This window comes from Pengzhenrongella phosphoraccumulans (assembly GCF_045689905.1).
Taxonomy (GTDB): Bacteria; Actinomycetota; Actinomycetes; order Actinomycetales; family Cellulomonadaceae; genus Pengzhenrongella; species Pengzhenrongella phosphoraccumulans.
The window spans coordinates 3,604,952-3,622,614 of the sequence record NZ_CP144210.1 but is presented as its reverse complement, the minus strand read 5'-3'; the positions used below and the strand labels follow the sequence as shown (position 1 = coordinate 3,622,614).

Genomic DNA, 17,663 nt, shown 5'->3' with positions numbered 1-17,663 from the left:
GATCGAGAGAAGAGACCAGGAAACATGCGAGCCCAACGCACGGCAGCACTCCTCGCAGCGACGACCATGGTGGTCGCGCTCGGGGCCTGCGCAAACGACAGCACCACCGGCACCACCGGCACCCCAGAGCCAGTCACCATCACTTTCCAAGAGCAGTTCAACGACGCGCAGACGGCCGCCATCGAGAAGTTGGTCCCGAAGTTCGAGGCCGAGAACCCGGGGATCAAGGTCGAGCTCCTGCGCGACAACGACGACGCGTTCTACGACAAGCTCGTCACCCAGATCACGGCCGGACAGGGACCAGACCTGGTCCGGGTCGACCCTGCCAAAGCCCCCCAGTACATCGCTTCCGGGTGGGCCGTCCCGCTCGGCGACGTCGTCGGCAACTCTTCCGACTACTTCCCCGCCGCACTGGACGCCGTCACCAAGGACGGCGAGCTCTACGGGGTCCCCCTCGACGTCGAGGCCCTTGCCCTGTTCTACCGTTCCGACCTGCTCGCCGCAGCGGGCTACGACGCCGCCCCCACGACCTGGGCCGAGTTCACCGAGGTCGCGAACGCGCTGACCAAGGACGGCAACTACGGTGCCGCACTGTTCGGCGGTTGGGGTGCGTTCGAGTTCTACCCCTGGTTGTGGCAGTCAGGCGCTGAGATGCTCAACGCCGACGGCACCAAGGCAGTCTTCAACTCCCCCGAAGCGGTCAGCTCCTTGCAGCTGTGGGTCGACCTGCAGGCTTCAGCCATGCCCCCGGGCATGGCAACGGCCGCGGAGGACGAGGTCAAGGGGCCATTCGTCTCCGGAAATGTGGCCATGTTCACCTCGGGTCCGTGGACGATTCCCGCCCTGCAGGAGGCTGGAATCGACGGTAAGTGGGCCGTGGCTCCCATGCCCGCCGGCCAGACCGAGGCCACCGTGCTGGGAGGGATGGACCTGCTCGTCCTGGACAACTCCAAGCACCAAGAGGAAGCCAAGACCTTCATCGGCTGGCTGATGAAGGACGCCAACGTCAAGCAGTACTACCAGGAGATCGGTGGGCTCCCCGCGAAGGTCGCCCTGTTTGACGACCCGACCTTCGCCGATGACCCGTTCGTATCGCAGTTCAAGAGTGTCCTCGAGCAGGCGAAGTCCCGCCCGGCCGTGGCCGCATCGAATGACGTCGACGCCGCGCTAGGTGAGGCCGTCCAGGCCGCGCTGGCAGGAACGCAGACCCCGAAGGAGGCGTTGGACGCCGCGGTGGCCAAGGCGAACGAGGCTCTCAGTGAGTAGTTCCACCCTCGCTGCTCCGGGTCGGGCATCCGCGCCCGGCCCGGAGCGGGGACTCAAACCGGTCGCGCTCCCCCGGCGCCGCCGCCGCGGGAGCTGGGTGCCGTACGCGTTCATGGCCCCGGCGGTCGTTGCGGTGCTGGCCCTGGTCGTCGTGCCCATCTGCCAGGTCGCCGCGCAGAGCCTGTTTGATGTCCGCCCCACCAAGCACCAGGGCTGGGAGTACATCGGGCTGGAGAACTACACCAAGGCCTTCGGTGACGCGGAGGTCTGGTCCGTGCTTGGTCGTTCGCTGGTCTGGACAATCGGTGGCGTCTTCCTGCAGTTCGTCGTCGCCATGGCCGGTGCACTGCTGTTGCGCAACATCGTGGGGGGCAAGTGGCTGCGGGCGGTCTTTGTCCTCCCCTGGGCGACCCCGATGGTCGTCGGATCGTTGGCCTGGAAGCTCATGTACCAGCAGAACGGGCTCGTGAACCAGATCCTCGCCGCCATCGGGCTAGGGGACTTCCAACATGCCTGGCTCGCGGACCCGAAGACGGCGCTCGGCGCAGTCATCTTGGCCAACGTCTGGCGCGGCTTTCCGTTCATCATGATCATGCTGATCTCCGGGATGGTGTCCATACCCGAAGAGGTCTACGAAGCCTCCGCAGTCGACGGAGCGGGGTTCTGGCGCACGTTCACGAACATCACCATGCCGATGCTCAAACCCGCCATCCTCACCTCGACCCTGATGGCACTGATCTGGACCTTCAACAGCTTCTCCAACATCTACGTCCTGACCGGCGGCGGACCCGCAGGCACCACCGACATCTTGACGACATTCGTCTACAAGGAAGCGTTCTCCAGCTTCAACTTCGGCTACGCCTCCGCGCTGTCCATGATCCTGTTCGTCATCGTGGCCGCCGGCTCCTCGGTGTACATCCGCGCCTACGGGAAAGAGGTCCTCGCATGAGCACCCTCACCGCGTCGACGACGCTGACCCGCGCCGCACCACCGCGAAGACGCAAGCCCCTTCGCCCGTCGCGGGTCTTCGTGTGGATCGGCGCACTCGTCTTCGCGTGCTTCGCTGTGGTGCCCGTCATCGGGATCATCTCGGCGGCATTCAAGACCACGGCGGAGATCTACCAGGTACCGCCAGCGGTCATCCCCGCCAACCCCACCTGGGACAACTTCGTGTACATCCTGGGCCGAGGAAGCTTCGGGAACTGGTTCCTCAACTCCGTCATCGTCTCGGTCTGCAGCGTCGCCATCGGCCTGTTCATCGGCATCTTCGCCGGGTACGCACTGTCCCGGTTCAAGTTCCGCGGCCGGGTCGTACTCCTCATCGGCCTGCTCGCCACCCAGATGTTCCCCTCAGTTCTCCTGATCATCCCGCTCTTCAAGATCATCTCCGGCCTCGAACTGCTCGACACCCCCTGGGGTCTGGTCCTGGCCCAGGTCTCCGGCGCAGCACCGCTGGGTGCATGGCTCATGAAGACCGCCTTCGACCAGGTACCGAAAGAGATTGACGAGGCCGCCCGGATCGACGGCTGCGGATTCGTCGGTGCGATGCTGCGCGCAGCCCTACCTGCAGCGCGACCCGGCGTCGTCGCCGCGGGAATCTTCTTGTTCCTGGGCGCATGGGAAGAGTTCACCTTCGCCCTGACCTTCACCAGCAGCGACGCCCACCGCACCCTGCCGGTCGGGCTAGCGCAGCTTTCCAGCAGCTATGAGGTGGCCTGGAACGACCTGTCCGCAATGGCAATAGTCGTGGCGATCCCCTCGATCGTGCTGTTTTCCCTGATCCAGAAATGGTTGATGCAAGGGTCAATCGCCGGCGGGGTAAAGGGCTGAGCATGGATCAGATCCGGGTAGCCGACGGCCAACTGTGGGTCGGCGAGAAGTCGATGCCGTTGATAGCCGGCGAGGTGCAGTTCTGGCGGATGCCACGCGCCCACTGGCGCCCCGCCCTCGAGGCGGTCGTCGCGCTTGGGATCCCCATGATCAGCACCTACCTGTCCTGGCGACGCCACGAGCCCGAAGAAGGTCAGTTCCACTGGGGCGACCGGGACCCGCGACTCGACGCACGTGCGTTCGTCGAACTGTGCGCCGACCTCGGACTGCTCGTGCAACTCAAACCCGGGCCGTGGATCTGCGCGGAAGAACCCGGCGGCGGCTACCCGGACTGGATCATGGCCGACCCCGACATCCTCGCGCTCGGCGCAGGCGACCAACCCGTCGTGGGCTACAACCCCCCGTTCCTGCACCCGGTCCCCAGCCACCACCACCCCCGCTACACCAGCGCGGCACGGGGCTGGCTCACCGAGGTGTGGCGCGAGCTCGGCGACCTCCGGCACCCGACCGGACCGATCGTGGCCATCCAGCTCGACAACGAACCGAGCGTGTGCTTCCAGGACGCCCTCTACTTCGCGGACTACCACCCCCTCGCCATCGAGGCGTTTCGGGCATGGCTCCCGGCACGCTACGACGCCGACGTCGACCGCTGGCGTGCCGCCTGGGGCCAGGCAGCCGCAACCGCGTACAGCTTCAGCGACGCCCAACCACCCCGACCCAACAACCCGAGCGGTGCGACGGTTCTGGGTGTTGGCACCGTCGCGCGGCCCACGCCCGCGAACCGCCGAGCCATCCACGACTGGACAGAGTTCCTCGGGTCCTCGCTCGTCGGACATCTCGAGACCATCCGCCAGATCCACCAAGACCTGGGCTGCGGGCACCTGCTCGCGACCGTGAACATCATCAACCACCCGATCCACGACGTGCCGATCTCACATCAGGGGATCCGCCGCGGACTAGGTGCACAAGCCAGCGCCATCGGCGTCGATCACTACTACGAACCCCCGCTCACCTGGGAAGCGGTCGACAGGCTCGCCAAGACCGCCGCTACCGCGCGAGCGGTCGGCGAACCAGTGGTCTGGGCCCCAGAGCTCATGACAGGTATCTGGCGCTCCCCCGGTGAGGTAGTCGCCTACCCAGACCCAACCCCCGTCGAGCAAGAGGCCTGGTGGGGTGCCGCCGTGGCCCTCGGATACCAAGGCTTCAACCTGTACATGCTCGTCAACCGGGAGAACTGGGAGCACGGACCCCTCAGCTCCGACGGAGCCGAGACGACGTTCGCGGGACCAGTGCGGCAGGTGACGACCGTTCTGGCCCTGCACCCCGCGCTCCTCATGGCTCGATTGGCACCCAAGGTCTCCGTGATCTGGCACCGGCCCGACGCAATCGATGCGTACTGCGCCACCGGCACGATGCGCCAGCCCAACGTGCCTTGGGGCAACAACGAGCTACCCCGCGCGTACAACGCCTGGTCCAAGGTCGTTCAGGACCTGGTCATCGGCGGCTTTCCCTACGACCTCTGGGACCCCACCGCACTCGTCGACGCTCCCGGCAACCCCGCTAACATGCCAACCCCGGGCACAATCGTCGTCGTGCCCGAACCCAGCACCGTCTCCGAGGCCACACTCACGAAGGCGCGGGGAGCCGGATTTGCCGTGGTCCGGGTGCCCGCTGAAAAGTCGGCAACGGCCGTTCTCTCAGCGCACGGCCTGCGCCCATCGGTGGCGATCACCGATGCCGGCCAGCCGGCCCAGCGGGTGCTCGCCACCCTGCACGCCACTGGCTCCGAGCGCTTCATCCACCTTGTCTCCTGGGGCGAGGCACGGACCGTCACCCTCGAACTCGGGCCCCCCACCGACACGAGGCCACCACTTGGCCCGGATCCCTCCCCAAGAGGGCTGCTCACCGACCTCACGACGGGCACCCTCCACACGATCACAGCCACCGGCACCTGCAGACTCGAACTCTCGCCGGGCCACCAGATCCTGGCCTGGGAGCAGAGATGACGATGACCACCCACGAAGAATGCCCCGGCGCTCACGCGCTTGCCGCAACGCCGTCACCCGGAGTCCCCCAGCCCGATCGGGCATCGAAACGACCCCGACAAGCGACCGTCCAACGACGTGAAGACATCCTGCGCGCAGCGATGGCGACTTTTGGCACCAAGGGGTACTACCAGTGCTCGCTCACCGAAATCGCCGCGCAGGTCGGCATGACCCACGCCGGAGTCCTCCACCACTTCGGATCCAAGGACCAGCTGCTGCTCGAGGTACTTGACTATCGTGACCGCGCCGACATCGCACACCTCCACGGCCAGCACGCCCCGACGGGGCTAGACCTCTTCCGGCACCTGGTCGCCACCGCACGCCAGAACATGGACCGTCCCGGAATCGTCCAGACCTACACCGTGCTCTCAGCAGAATCCGTCACCGACGGCCACCCAGCCCAGACCTGGTTTCGGGCACGATTCGACGGACTACGCGCACTCGTCGCGAAGTCCCTCGACGAACTCTGCAGCCCCGACGACCGCCCTACCGAGGGCGAAATCACCGTGGCCGCCAGCGCAATCATCGCCGTCATGGACGGGCTCCAAATCCAATGGCTGCTCGACCCCAAGAGAATCGACCTAGCCCGCTCCACCGCATTCGCAATCGAAGCGATCCTCGCCGCCACTATCGCCGGACGCAAACGAGACCCAATTCTCTGACACCTCTAAAACCCACCGAGAGACAGTCCGAGCGGAGCCACCTGCCTCCTCGCGATCTGCGGCCTTGCGGGGCGATCGCGAGGAGCGCACGGCGCCGCGGGGTCAGATATTCATGGCCTTGCCGCAGTTGCCGCACTTGATCAAGCCATGCTTCGTAGCCGTCACGCCGACGAACGTGTGCCGGCAGTAGGGACATGTGATCGTGGGGATCGAGGGAGCCATCGTTGGGTCCTTTCGCGAGGTGTACACCGAGGCCGGAATTGGCCGTCAGCGAGACCGTATCCGACCCCTCTGACATGGCCAGATACAGCGCGAGAGGCACTGCCTAGCAGCGAAGGCCGAGGACCTATGCGCCGTGTCGGAATCTGAGATGATGGCGTTGGTGCGTGAGCGGGAGCGCCCTCCCTGAGCGAATGTCGGAAAGCAGGCGCTATGGCGCGACCGCGTTCGCTTTTTCGGTAGCGCCAAAGTCGTGTTCCGCGTCCCAATCGGTGAGCCATCCGAACTGGAGCGGATGGCTCAGGGAGTGGCGCGAGGGGTTTTCACGTTCTCGAGTGTCGGCAACTCGTCTGGGCCTGATTCGCTCTGACCAAACACCTCGATGCCACCCAGAACTCGCCGGCCCCGGGAAGCTTCCACGGTCCCATCTTCGGACAAACCGCTCGAGCAAGTTCGCGATGGCGCGCGGACAATCAAATTCTCGAGACCACAGCAGACGCGAGGAGCAGCCCACCACCTACGACAGCCAGCCAGATGGACCAGGCCACGCGGCGATGCTTCCCCCATACGATTTTGGCCATCACCACGACTTGTCGAGCTACTTGATCCGTGAGGTCTGTCCGACGCAACTCATCTGCTAAGGCGTCCGGTTCCCACGCACGAGCGTGGCCGAAATAGATAAAGTTCGAAGCCGCCTCTGCCGCAACGTGCTTCATTCTTAATGCAGGCGCGACGACTGATGCCGCGAAGACTGCGCCAGCAGACACGAGCAAAATACTAAGCCCGTTCAATGCGTACTCAAGGCGCGTGTCCATGTCTGGGAGCAAGCTGACAGCCACGGCGAGGATCGCAGTTTGGAACGTCAGGGCAAACGCCGCCTTCGTATCTACCTTGCCCGTCCAGTCCATCTGGGCATCGTGGATCTGCCAGGCATTTTCGACAGCCTTCGAGTCACTAGTGGAAGCCAGTTTCGGCACCCGCTTGGATCTCACGGCTTCCTCATCCAACCGCAGTTGTAGGTGGTGACAAAGTGAGGCCCGACCCACTTGTCGTCCCGCTCAATCCACATAGACCGATCATTACTGAACTCGTTATGCTTCAGCAAGAATCCATGCACGCGGCTCGTTATCGTCATTGTCCCTCCCTCACCGCGGATACCACTCAGCTTCGCAGCGATATTCGCGGCATTACCGACGGACACGAGGTCGCTGTTGTCGCGCGCTCCACCACGCACGATAAACGTCTGTCCATCGTCGATTCCACTTCGATGACTCACTCGCCATTTTGGATCAGCGGAGTCCCATAGCTTGATCGCGAGCATCGGGTTGAGTTCTTGCTCGACGACCCACGAGATACCAAGACCTGCTTCGACAGCGCTATTTCGCCGCCGGTCCCCGATGAAGATGCCCATGACCCGGTCGCCGTCGAAACTACGGATCTCGCCGCCCTTGGCACGGATACAGTCGACCGCGATTCTCAGGTAGGACCGCATGATTCGTGCCGCCAGATCGGGAGGCAACCTCTTGACGAGCAGAGTGGAGTCGGCCATGTCGGCGTAGAGATAGGTCGCATCAAGTCTCTTCGCCCCGTCGCGCTGAACCACGTCTTCCGTCGTAGGTACAACCCTGGCGTCCTCTATGTTCCAGTCGGCGTAGAGGATGCTCGTCAACTTGGTATTGAAGTCGTCAGTCATGTCTCCCCTTAGAAGCGTCTAGCAGCAAAACAGACGCTACCTCCCAGCACCGACACGCCACTTGGACGTGAGGCACCCCACCCTTGAGCGGACCCAAACACGCCATCAATCACCTGGACTTATCACCTCCGAAAGGCGGCGCCGCAGGCCCTACGCAATTTTCCGGCCAATCACGGGTCTCCGTCAAAAACGTGTCCTCCTGCGCCACACAGTCGGGGAGTCCGACGCTGATCCGACCGAGGGATGAACCGTCGAACGCGGTGACGCGCAGGTGACGCCACGCGTCTTGATTCGCCTCCATGCGCACTCTTCGACGATTGATCCAGGATCAACCGCCACTAGCACAGGATCCTGGTTCGCTCTTCCTTCCATCTCTGCCATCTGATTCCATTTGAAAGTTATGTCGGAATAGAGCGCACGCGGCATCCTGCGCTTCCCACTGCGAGCTGTATCGTCCCGTATCGCCGACGACTCCAGTTGGCAGGGTGCTACGCCCCCACCACTGCCGATCGTGCTCCTCATTGATAACCGAAACAGATACAAGCGCAGCGACCAGCAAGGTGCCCGCCACAACCATCCAAACAACTCCCCTTTTGCCGTCAGTCAGACGGTCCATTTCGAACTGAAACTCGCTTCTCTTGACGTATGAGAGAACCTTTGCGACACCGGCCGCCATACCGAGACCACAGAAGATTGCGGCAACCATCCAAGCCAGAAGAACCGCGAAGGCGATCATGAATCAGGCCCCAACTAACAGAGAATGATGATGAATCTCGGAAGCCAAGGGCATCGGCGATGCGCGGTAGAGGTCGTGGCCCGAGAATCAAACCTTAGTCCTTCACCAGCGTCAGAATGTGTCGATTCAGAGAGGCATGGCTCCGGATCTAGCGCCCATTCGACCGGATTTCATTGCTTAATCGCGCACAGTTTCAGACGCTTAATACGAATTTGACCCTTACGGCACCTTGTCGCGAGCCCCCAGGCTCTCGACCGGACGCAGTCCAGGGAACGCTCCATAGTTGGCGCGAAGTGCTGGGTCCACTCGGCCCGCGCGCTACCTGCGGCCCAGACGGCCGTCCGGGCATTGCGCATGCACGGATTCCGCGACGTGCGCCTCGGCGAGAGTTTCCACGTGGTCGGGCTCACCGGTCCTCTCCTGGAGGGGGAAGAAGATCGAGCCAGGGCGTGCGGCCGACAGCTCGCTCGCGACCTCTAGGCACTCGTCGCTGCAGCCGTGACACGGATCCTGCGAATCGGCGCCACATCGGCGAGGAACGCGCGAACCGCGGCGGCGTACCCGTCCGGATCCTTCTTGATCGCGTCGAGATGACCGCCTCCGACCTGGGCCAGGAGGGCCTCAGGGTAGAGACCGGCCAGGTTCTCCTCGTCGTCGAGGTGGATATAGGGATCGTCGCGGCCGTGGAGGAACAACATGGGGGTCTGCCCTGCCGGCGTGGAACTGGGGTCGACGGGCCAGGTCGCCCCCAACATGTCGATCGTGGTGCGGGCGAAAGTGTCCGCCGCCCCGGGCCGGCCGGCGAGCTTGGCGGCTGCACCCCTGAGGTTGAATCCTGTGGGCGGGAATCGCACGAACATGCGGTCGAAGTCCAGCCCGGGTCCGCTGTCGAAGATGACGCCGTCGGAGCGATGGGCGGGCAGGCGCAGGGAATACATCGTGATGAACGTGGAGAACGAGAAGCCCCAGGCGATCACGGGCAGATGCGGCCACAACCCGCGGGCGTAGTCCACGCAGGTTTCGACGTCCTGCGAGTACGCGGCGGCAAGATGGTCGAAATGCTTGTACTCCCCCGACTTCCCGTGGTTCCGGTGGTCGAACAGAAGGGCGTTGAAACCGAGATCGTGCACGAGCCTGGCCTGCCGCAGACTCGCCGATTTGGTGAGCCCGATGCCATGCCCGAGGATCACCGTTCCCCGGGCGGATGCCTCGGCGAGCGGAATCGGTCCGCCGTCAGCAGTGGCGTCAGTCGCGTCGGCCAATTGGGCGAGGACGAGCCAGGTATGGATGGCCGTTCCGTCGGGGCACGTGAGAACCGTCACCGAGGAATCAAGGCCGAAGTTCTCCGGCGTTCGGTGATGTGGCTGGCGCGGCGGATGCAGAAAGGTCCTAGCGAGATGAGTTCCAACCTGCGTGTCCAGAAACACCTGGCGACCAGCCCCTCTGACCCATAATTCTCTACCTACGCTTGCGTAACTTACGGTAGCGTAGGTGCGTATCGATCACGGGTGCAAACCGACTGGCCCGTGCGGGTGCGCGCGGAACCGGCGACGCATCCTGCGCAGACAGCGGCCAACGTGGAGAAGGGGTGGGCGCGGTGCAGGAAGGAAGCGGGGGGCGACTGGCGCTGGGACGGAACTCAGGTGCGAGGCGACCCACTCGCCGTCTGCACGGGGCCACAATCGACCATCGCCGCTAGCCTGTCGTTCAGTGACGATCGCGGCCGCGTCCGCCGCCTGCGGGGTGACTTTCCCGGTGGCGTCGTCGGCTCAGTTGCCGCTTTGCGATGGCGACACGCTGATCGCGGAGTTGGTGATCGGGCACGTGACGCCGTAGGACGGGGCCCGTCAGCCCTCGGCAAAGGGGGGCGACCTCAGCCTCTCGGGAAAGGGCAGCTGCCACGTTCCCACACGAGTAGGGTCCGAAAATGGGGTCCACCCGGCGGGGCATGGTCGACGTTCTGCTTGAGGGCGGCGGACCCGACGCCACACCGGACGGCCTGTCGACCGGGGCCAGCGTTTCGGGTCCCCTCGACCCCCCGGACGAGCGGCGGCTCACTTGGCTGCGGCTGTCGCGGCGCTGGTGGCCGGTCGCTGCCGTCCTGGTGATCGTCCTGCTCACCACGTCCGTCGTGGCAGACGGCCGGGAGCGTCACAGGATTGCGGCACTGGCGGACGTGCCTGGAGTCCTGGCCCCGCTAGGTGCTTCGGTCACGCAGAAGTGGTACGCGGACGAAGGCCAGTACCAGGTGGTGGGGTCCACCGCAGACCTGGTGATCGCGGAGCTCGATCGGGCTGACGGGCGTGGCGCCGTGGTCGGCTTGGCGATGACGTCGGGCGACATCGCCTGGGAGGCCGCCTTGTGGCCGGACGGCGCCGCCAACTTCGGCGCGCAGTGTGCGGCGCCGTCCTCGCGCCCGGCCACCGTCGTCGTCTGCGTCGTCGTCGACGAGATCGAGGAGGTGATGGTGGGCACAGTCGTCGGGGCGAGCTTCCCGAGCAAAGCCCGCCTGCTCGTGCTGGACGCGTCCGATGGCACCGTCCTCGCGGACGGGCCGACCGACCCGAGCAGCACGCCGTTCTTTGCCGAGTCGGACCTCGTGATCGGCCAGGTCAGGTCCGACGGTCGATTCCAGGTGAGCCGCCAGAGCACCTGGGACGCGCCGCCCCGGTGGACGTTCACGACCCCGGAACCGCTCGGTGTTGACGAGTTCGGGCACCGTGCGGCCTGGGCGACCGCGGCGGGCGACCTCGTCCAGGTCGAGTCGTGGTCGATGAGCACCTCCGGTGGCGCCAGGTTGAGCTGGGTGCTCGCCGGAGATGGTTCGGTACTGCGCTCACCCAGGGTCAGCGACGCTGCCGGGTACGGCGACGGTTACGGCACGCTGCGCCGCGGCCGGCTGCTCACGGAACCGGGCGGCGCGTCCGGCTCGGGCTACACCACGCTCTTTGACCTTGCGACCAACTCGCAGTTCCGGGTGGACGCCCACCCGTTCGACGCCGTGCCCGACGACGGCTCGCTCGACGACCTCCTCCTCGCGCAATCACCCTCTGGCCACGACCTGATCGCTATCAGCATCGCCTCGGGCCGGCCCCTGTGGACCGTCCCGAGCCCGAGCACGTCGGGCGCGATGGTCATCGAGGGCCGGATCATCCGGGTCGAGACCGACCGCCTGGTGTCCATCGACGGACGCACGGGCGAGACGCTCTGGTCGATGCCGCTCGACGAGGCGAGCGTCGCCGCCGCCAGGTACCAACCCATGGCGACCTCGCTCTTCACCGACGGCCGGGTGGTCCTGTTCGCAGGCGCCGACCCGTCCCGATCCCTCGAGGTCACCGCCTACGGACTCGCTGACGGCCGCGAGCTCTGGTCGAGCACGTTGCCCCGAGGAACCTGGCTCTCCGAGCTCGACGGCAAGCTCATCGGTTGGTTCGAGCAGACCCTCCTAGGGCTGGGCTGAGTAGCCACGACGAGCCGTACGGCGTGCAGGACGAGCCGGCTGCTTCGGTCGCACCGAGGACGGCCACGTCGGCCACGGGAGTCATCTGGTCGACAGCGTGTAGGTGCTCGGTCTGGGACCGCGATGAGCGAGCCTGCTCGATGCTGCGACGGCTTGTGCGTATCTGTTGCGGCATGGGTAGGATACGTTCGACTTGTTCCAGTTCCCAGAAGGGACGGACGATGGTGCTTCGACCGCGATCCACCCGTCAGGTGTGGGTCGTGGTTGGGCTTGTGGTCACCGTCGTCATCGCTGTGCTTGGCAGTGCTGTGAGCTCTGGTTGGCTTCGTGTTGTTATCGCTGTCCTGAGCGTCGGTGCGGGCGCCGCCCTGGGGCGCCTGGCCATCGCAAGGGCCGATCAGCGGCCCTCGGTCGCTGACGAGCGCGACGATGACGCTCAGGCGCGCGACGACGCAGCGGGGCACCGCGATCTGATCGCTGGCACGCGAGATGAGGCGGCCGGTCACCGAGATCGGTCCGCACAGCGTCGGGATCTCGAGTCCGACCGCCGCGACGAAGAAGCCGGCGAACGCGACCACGCCGGAGACCGGCGCGACGCGGCCGGAGACCGGCGCGACCTCGCCGCAGGAAAGCGCGACGTGGCCAGCCAGCGACGAGATGAGGTCCGCGCCCACCACCAGATCCAGGGGCACACCCCCATCGAAACGGCCGTCGACGCGTCCGTGGGGGCTCGGCGGGAAGCGGCCTCAGATCGCAAGCGGGCCTCCCAAGATCGTCACGCCGGCGCCGCCGAACGCGCCCAGGCCGAACACGATCGCAGCACTGCCTCGGCCGACCGGGGTGCGTCGGCCGACGAGCGCGCCCAGGCCGACGCCGATCGCAGCACGGCGTCCGCCGACCGGGGTGCGTCGGCCGACGAGCGTGGGCACGCCGACGCCGATCGCAGCACGGCGTCCGCCGACCGGGGTGCGTCGGCCGACGAGCGTGGGCACGCCGAACACGATCGCGTCGCCGCGCTCGATGATCGAGGTGCCTCCGCACGAGAACGGGAGTACTCCTCGGTGGACGGCCTCACCGGGGTGTACCTGCGCGGCGCAGGATTCGTCGAGCTAGACCATGAGGTCGACCGGGCCCGGCGGTCCGGCGCGCCGCTCGTGCTGGCCTTCGTCGATGTCGACCACCTCAAGGACATCAACGACTCACGCGGTCACGACGCCGGGGACAAGACCCTGCTCGCGGTCGCGAAGGCACTGGCCGCCCAGATGCGCTCCTACGATCTGATCTTCCGTTACGGGGGTGATGAGTTTGTGTGCGCTCTGGTGGGGGTGACCATCGAGGACGTCGCAAAACGCTTGGCCCTGGCGAACGTCGCCCTGGCCCTTGGACCCGAACACGCCTCGGTGACGGCCGGGCTGGCGGACCTGCGCCCGGGCGAGAGTGCCGACGCTCTCGTGGCTCGCGCAGATGCCACCCTCCTGCGTGTTCGCCAACAGATCCGCCGGCCGCCCGAGGTCACCAACCCGTGACTATGGGGTCCGTGACCCGACCCGGCTCCACCGTGGCGACGCACGCCCGTCGCCCGAATCGAGGTGACCTCGCACACTGTCGGCCTCGCCGGGCAGATGGACACAATCCGCGGCGGTTCCCCCTGAGCGGCGCGCGGGTGAAACGCGCCGCGTCGTGACTGGTCTGCCGCGCGCCGCGCTACGTCGCGCCAGCCTCGCCAGGTAGCTGAACGGCGTCAGCGGCGGTTCCCGCATGAGCGGTGCGCGGGTGAAACGGGCCACTCTTCGGCTCCCCGTCGGACCAGCTGCCCATGATGTCGGCCGCAACGTCTCGTAGCTTGATGTTGCGGTTGGACGAGGCTCGCTGGAGTATCGCGAAACTCTCCTTCGCCGAGCAACGGTTCTGCGCCATGATCACTCCGATCGCCATGTCGATGGTCGACCGAGACGCCATCGCGGCGGCGAGGTCGGTGTTGATGGTGTCCCGGTCGTCGATCTGGCGGACCAGCCCGGCAATCTGCAGACACAAAGAAATCACCTGGGCGATCTGCTGAGCGAACATCCCCGCCCTGCTCGTGACCTCCTCACTCCACGGATCGCGAGATTCCGAATACACGGTCAGCGCGATAGACGACCCAACTCCAGCGTCGGCCGCGACTACCAACACGGAGTTGAAGCCCTCCAATACCGCGCAGTCCCTCCACCGCGACCACCGATCGGAACTGCCGATCTGCGACCAGCTGACCGAATGACGCTCATCGAGGGCAGTGAGGCCCGGACCCGAGCCCGCAGCGAGCGCCACATCACCGCACCGTGCGGTGCGGGCATCACTGCTGGCTGCACGCCAGTCATGACCCTGATCGCGCAAGGTCACGTTGCACTGGATCCCGAGCCCGATGCTGCCTGCAGCGTTCCTGGCAAACTCCTCCAGGTAGCCCTCGACGCTCGCGGACTCGAACAACAATGCGACCAGCACCAGGTGGGCGTCCAGCGCGCGCGTGGCGGCACGCGACACACTGGATTCCGTCATGGTGCAGCCTCTCCCCGGGGCGAGTTGCGCCCGATGGGCCACCGACGCCGCGCCACGCAGGGCTGCTGACACCAAGAGCCGACGACACTTTGAATGGTTGCACGTTTGCCCAACCCAAGGTCGGGACGTCTTGACCCGACCCCGCGCGGTCCACGGAATCGCACCACGAGGGGGCATCGAGCGCCCGTTGAGCGCCACCCGAACGGCGCAGTGCAACAACGCCCCGTGCCGACAACGACCGACCTGCGACAACTGATGCGAGCCTGTTCGCGGAGCGGCGACAGGACGGACCTTCGCGTCGTGCGTCCGGGCCACTGGGCAACCCGACGGATGAGCCCCGGGCCGACCCCGGGCTCTGAACGTTGAGTGGACCGCGCAATCCAGCGAAGACCCCAGATTGTGGGCTACTCGCAAGCGATGGCGACATTGGCGCCCGACCCGATCATGTCGAGCACGAGCGCCAGACCGATCGGCGACGCCGCAATCGGTTTCGTCGCACCAACAAGGCGTACGGTGCAAGCACACCCGGTTGCGACGGGACGCGGACTCTGGCGACAGTGCCCAACGGTCTGCGTAGGCGGCGTCCCCACTTGCGGTGAGCAGGGGCTTCGTAATCCGAGCGCACGTTGCCCCCGCCGACACGGCGAATGCCCTTGACCTCAACGACGAGGCCAGGGGCATTCGACATGTGCCCGGCGGCACCCCAGCGGGGGGCCGTGTGGCGCCACCGGCCCCGTCACGCTACGCGCCTCGAGAGGCCCACCTCATCACTTTGGGACGCGCACACTCGATCGGGCACGCACGACGCAGTGCAGGTATCCGACCGGGCAGGCTGCACGAATCGCCACCCACCAGATAGTTGGCGCTATGTGCCGTAGGCGCGACTATGCATAGTTCGCTACCTGCGCCGTCCCCGTTCGTTATCCGGCGCGTCCTCGGCGTCCGGGTGGCAGGAGTCCGCGGGTGCGGGCTTTCGCGACCCAGCCTTGAGCGGTGCTGAGCGCGACGCCACTGAGCTCGGCCATGGTCGCGGAGGGGTTGGCGTCCCCGCTCGCGGTGAGCCGGCCGTGCTGGAGCGCGACAAGCTCGTAGAAGTCGGGGGTCTGTTTCGGGTCGCTGAGTGGCTTGAGCAGGTCGCGCTCGGCAACCTTGCGCCCGCTCGGCAGTTCGATCTTGCCGCCGGTGATCGTGCGCTCGACGACGAACAGCCGCTTGTTGATCGCCGCTTCGATGCGGGCCGTCGGTAGTTCTCGCAGAAGCTGGCTGGTGATCGGTTCACCGTGCCGCCAGGGCAGGTAGACGACTCCGGTGATGCGAATCTCCTCGGGGACCGAGGACGTCTGGCGCTGAAGACGGAGGTACACCCGGGTCGCGGTCTTGGTGTGCTCGATGTAGCGCCAACGGCCGTCCACCGTCTCGTTCTGCTCGGATTCGAGCAGTGCCTGCTGCTCCTCCCCCGTGACGGTCTGGTCGTCGTAGCCGAGCACGGCATCGATCTCGCCACTAGCGTCGTCGAGTCGCTCGCCGGGGAACGGGCCGGCCAGACGCCAGCCGGCAGGTAGGTCTTCTTGGACGAGAAATTCGTCGTCCGCCTGATCGCGGCGCCGGTGAGGCTTGGTCGACATAGCTGGAGGTTACTGGGAGGAGGGCGCACTCTCGCGTACTTGCCATTACCCAGGTAGGCGTGTCGCAGTGAAGTAGCGCCGGTACCGGCGAGAACACGAGGTTAGCGAGCGTCGAGATGAAGGCTGTCGACCCCAGACCGCGCCAACCAAGATCGGAGGGGCGTACTCCCCCGTTCACTCGCACGAGGTCCTCGCCGGTCAGCCAAGGCGCCCGGTCGTCCCCACTACTTTCGGGTGAGGACACGAACGCCGTCAGGCCTTGGCTCGCCGGTCGGCGAGACGTGCCGGTACAGAGTCTGCCTGGATATCCCGAGCTCTTCGCACAGCTCGCTGACCTTCGTCTCGGGCTTCCCCATCGAGGCCATCGCCAGCCGCACCTTCGCCGGCGTCATCGTGAACGGCCGGCCCCCGCTTCGCCCTCGGGCGCGCGCTGAGGCCAAGCCCGCAATCGTGCGCTCGGAGATCAGCTCACGCTCGAACTCAGCAAGGGCGGCGAAGATCCCGAAGACGAGCTTGCCCGCTGCGGTGGTCGTGTCGATCGCCGCGCCCTGACCGGTGAGTACCTTCAGTCCGATGCCGCGGGCCGTGAGGTCATGCACGGTGTTGACCAGGTGGTGGAGGTCACGGCCAAGTCGGTCCAACTTCCACACGACGAGCGTGTCCCCGTCGCGGAGCGATTTCAAGCATGCAGCCAGTCCGGGTCGCTCATCGCGTCGACCGGATGACTTGTCTTCGTAGAGGTGTCTGTGGTCAAGCCCTGCCTCAAGGAGGGCATCTCGCTGCGGGTCCGTGGTCTGGCTTCCGTCGGCTTTCGAGACGCGCATGTAGCCGACGAGCATCGCCGCCACCCTCCTGTCACTTATACGGCCGAATACGTGACAGCACTCGTTGGGCGCCACCGAACGGACCGGTGTGTCACGTAACCCGTCAAGAATTCTATGACTCGTGAACGGTCACGCACCGAGTTATGGAATGGCTGACAACTGAGGTTCCACGCAGTGTGGTGCCCGACGAGTCCGGTCGGACGCGAAAGGCCCGCGCCGCGCTGGCTCGACAGTGATCCAGAGCGTGCGCTGCGCTATCTACCGGTTGTCGCGTGCTAACGCGCGGTGCGGGCTCTACGCCGCAGTTCGAGCCTCACGTTGTCCGCCCGATCGACGCCGTGAACCTGGCTTCGGCTGCGTGTGCGCGACCGCCGGCTTCCCGGTGTTGGTGGCGTAGCGTCGTGCGCGTGACGCGATATGAATACGACGAGGCTGCGAGCGAGTCCGCGCACATGGACGTCGTGTACGAGGTCGAGGACACCACTCCCGCCACCCCGTCGCAGTGGTTGGAGGCCGCGCGTCGCCTCAACGGGATAGACGACCCGCTCGCGCGGAAGCTCTTGGAGTTGCACCGCGACTGCGGGTCAGGCGACGGCGTCTGCGACGACAACGATGCCAACTCTGAGGCGCTCGAACGCCGCCAATGGTGGAACTGCGAGACGACCGCGCTGATTGCTGGGCACTACGGCGTCGAGTACCCGGCCGCGCCCGCGAAGTAGCGCACTGAGTACCGATCGAGTCCCAGGGTTGGGCAGGTTCGGGTGACGA

15 protein-coding genes are annotated in these 17,663 nt (G+C 65.8%); 9 read left to right on the top strand and 6 right to left on the bottom strand.

The genetic code is table 11. The annotated features are described in order from the left end of the window. Positions 1 to 24: 24 nt before the first annotated feature. From VTA80_RS16775 to VTA80_RS16755, 5 genes are read left to right on the top strand one after another with little or no spacing between them, the layout of a single operon-like run. On the top strand, positions 25 to 1,266 hold the full coding sequence (locus tag VTA80_RS16775; protein WP_407342225.1) for an ABC transporter substrate-binding protein: 1,242 nt from the start codon (positions 25 to 27) through the stop codon (positions 1,264 to 1,266). Further along, positions 1,259 to 2,215: a carbohydrate ABC transporter permease gene (locus tag VTA80_RS16770; RefSeq protein WP_407342224.1), complete on the top strand. Its 957-nt coding sequence runs from the start codon at positions 1,259 to 1,261 to the stop codon at positions 2,213 to 2,215. Before VTA80_RS16775 ends, VTA80_RS16770 begins: the two co-directional genes overlap by 8 nt. Beyond that, positions 2,212 to 3,096, top strand: a complete 885-nt coding sequence (locus tag VTA80_RS16765) for a carbohydrate ABC transporter permease (protein ID WP_407342223.1) — start codon at positions 2,212 to 2,214, stop codon at positions 3,094 to 3,096. Before VTA80_RS16770 ends, VTA80_RS16765 begins: the two co-directional genes overlap by 4 nt. A 2-nt stretch (positions 3,097 to 3,098) precedes the next feature. After that, positions 3,099 to 5,102: a beta-galactosidase gene (locus VTA80_RS16760; protein ID WP_407342222.1), complete on the top strand. Its 2,004-nt coding sequence runs from the start codon at positions 3,099 to 3,101 to the stop codon at positions 5,100 to 5,102. Continuing rightward, the gene (locus VTA80_RS16755; protein ID WP_407342221.1) at positions 5,099 to 5,803 is read left to right on the top strand and encodes a TetR/AcrR family transcriptional regulator; all 705 of its coding nucleotides are present in this window, start codon (positions 5,099 to 5,101) and stop codon (positions 5,801 to 5,803) included. The genes VTA80_RS16760 and VTA80_RS16755 overlap by 4 nt, the downstream gene beginning before the upstream one ends. Positions 5,804 to 6,495: 692 nt before the next feature. On the opposite strand, the gene VTA80_RS16750 is transcribed toward VTA80_RS16755, so the two are convergent. From VTA80_RS16750 to VTA80_RS16740, 3 genes are all read right to left on the bottom strand, one after another. Further along, positions 6,496 to 7,014, bottom strand: coding sequence for a Pycsar system effector family protein (locus VTA80_RS16750; RefSeq protein WP_407342220.1), 519 nt, complete (start codon positions 7,012 to 7,014; stop codon positions 6,496 to 6,498). Further along, entirely contained in the window at positions 7,011 to 7,715 is a 705-nt protein-coding gene (locus VTA80_RS16745) for an adenylate/guanylate cyclase domain-containing protein (protein ID WP_407342219.1), read from the bottom strand. The genes VTA80_RS16750 and VTA80_RS16745 overlap by 4 nt, the downstream gene beginning before the upstream one ends. Before the next feature lie 1,212 nt (positions 7,716 to 8,927). Next, positions 8,928 to 9,878, bottom strand: a complete 951-nt coding sequence (locus VTA80_RS16740; RefSeq protein WP_407342218.1) for an alpha/beta hydrolase — start codon at positions 9,876 to 9,878, stop codon at positions 8,928 to 8,930. Positions 9,879 to 10,161: 283 nt separating this feature from the next. On the opposite strand from VTA80_RS16740, the gene VTA80_RS16735 reads away from it, so the two are divergent. From VTA80_RS16735 to VTA80_RS16725, 3 genes are all read left to right on the top strand, one after another. Continuing rightward, positions 10,162 to 10,287 carry a hypothetical protein gene (locus VTA80_RS16735; protein ID WP_407342217.1) on the top strand — a complete coding sequence of 42 codons (126 nt, stop codon included), beginning with the start codon at positions 10,162 to 10,164 and terminating at the stop codon, positions 10,285 to 10,287. A 91-nt stretch (positions 10,288 to 10,378) separates the two neighbouring features. Then, complete coding sequence (locus VTA80_RS16730) at positions 10,379 to 11,911, top strand: PQQ-binding-like beta-propeller repeat protein (protein WP_407342216.1); 1,533 nt, start codon at positions 10,379 to 10,381, stop codon at positions 11,909 to 11,911. 140 nt (positions 11,912 to 12,051) lie between these two features. Beyond that, complete coding sequence (locus VTA80_RS16725; protein ID WP_407342215.1) at positions 12,052 to 13,437, top strand: diguanylate cyclase domain-containing protein; 1,386 nt, start codon at positions 12,052 to 12,054, stop codon at positions 13,435 to 13,437. 178 nt (positions 13,438 to 13,615) lie between these two features. On the opposite strand, the gene VTA80_RS16720 is transcribed toward VTA80_RS16725, so the two are convergent. From VTA80_RS16720 to VTA80_RS16710, 3 genes are all read right to left on the bottom strand, one after another. Continuing rightward, positions 13,616 to 14,446: an ANTAR domain-containing protein gene (locus VTA80_RS16720; protein ID WP_407342214.1), complete on the bottom strand. Its 831-nt coding sequence runs from the start codon at positions 14,444 to 14,446 to the stop codon at positions 13,616 to 13,618. A 920-nt stretch (positions 14,447 to 15,366) separates the two neighbouring features. After that, the gene (locus tag VTA80_RS16715) at positions 15,367 to 16,071 is read right to left on the bottom strand and encodes a hypothetical protein (protein WP_407342213.1); all 705 of its coding nucleotides are present in this window, start codon (positions 16,069 to 16,071) and stop codon (positions 15,367 to 15,369) included. A gap of 224 nt (positions 16,072 to 16,295) precedes the next feature. After that, on the bottom strand, positions 16,296 to 16,910 hold the full coding sequence (locus tag VTA80_RS16710) for a recombinase family protein (RefSeq protein WP_407342212.1): 615 nt from the start codon (positions 16,908 to 16,910) through the stop codon (positions 16,296 to 16,298). A gap of 392 nt (positions 16,911 to 17,302) precedes the next feature. Between VTA80_RS16710 and VTA80_RS16705 the strand changes: the two genes are divergently transcribed. Beyond that, positions 17,303 to 17,614, top strand: coding sequence for a hypothetical protein (locus VTA80_RS16705; RefSeq protein WP_407342211.1), 312 nt, complete (start codon positions 17,303 to 17,305; stop codon positions 17,612 to 17,614). Positions 17,615 to 17,663 lie beyond the last annotated feature (49 nt).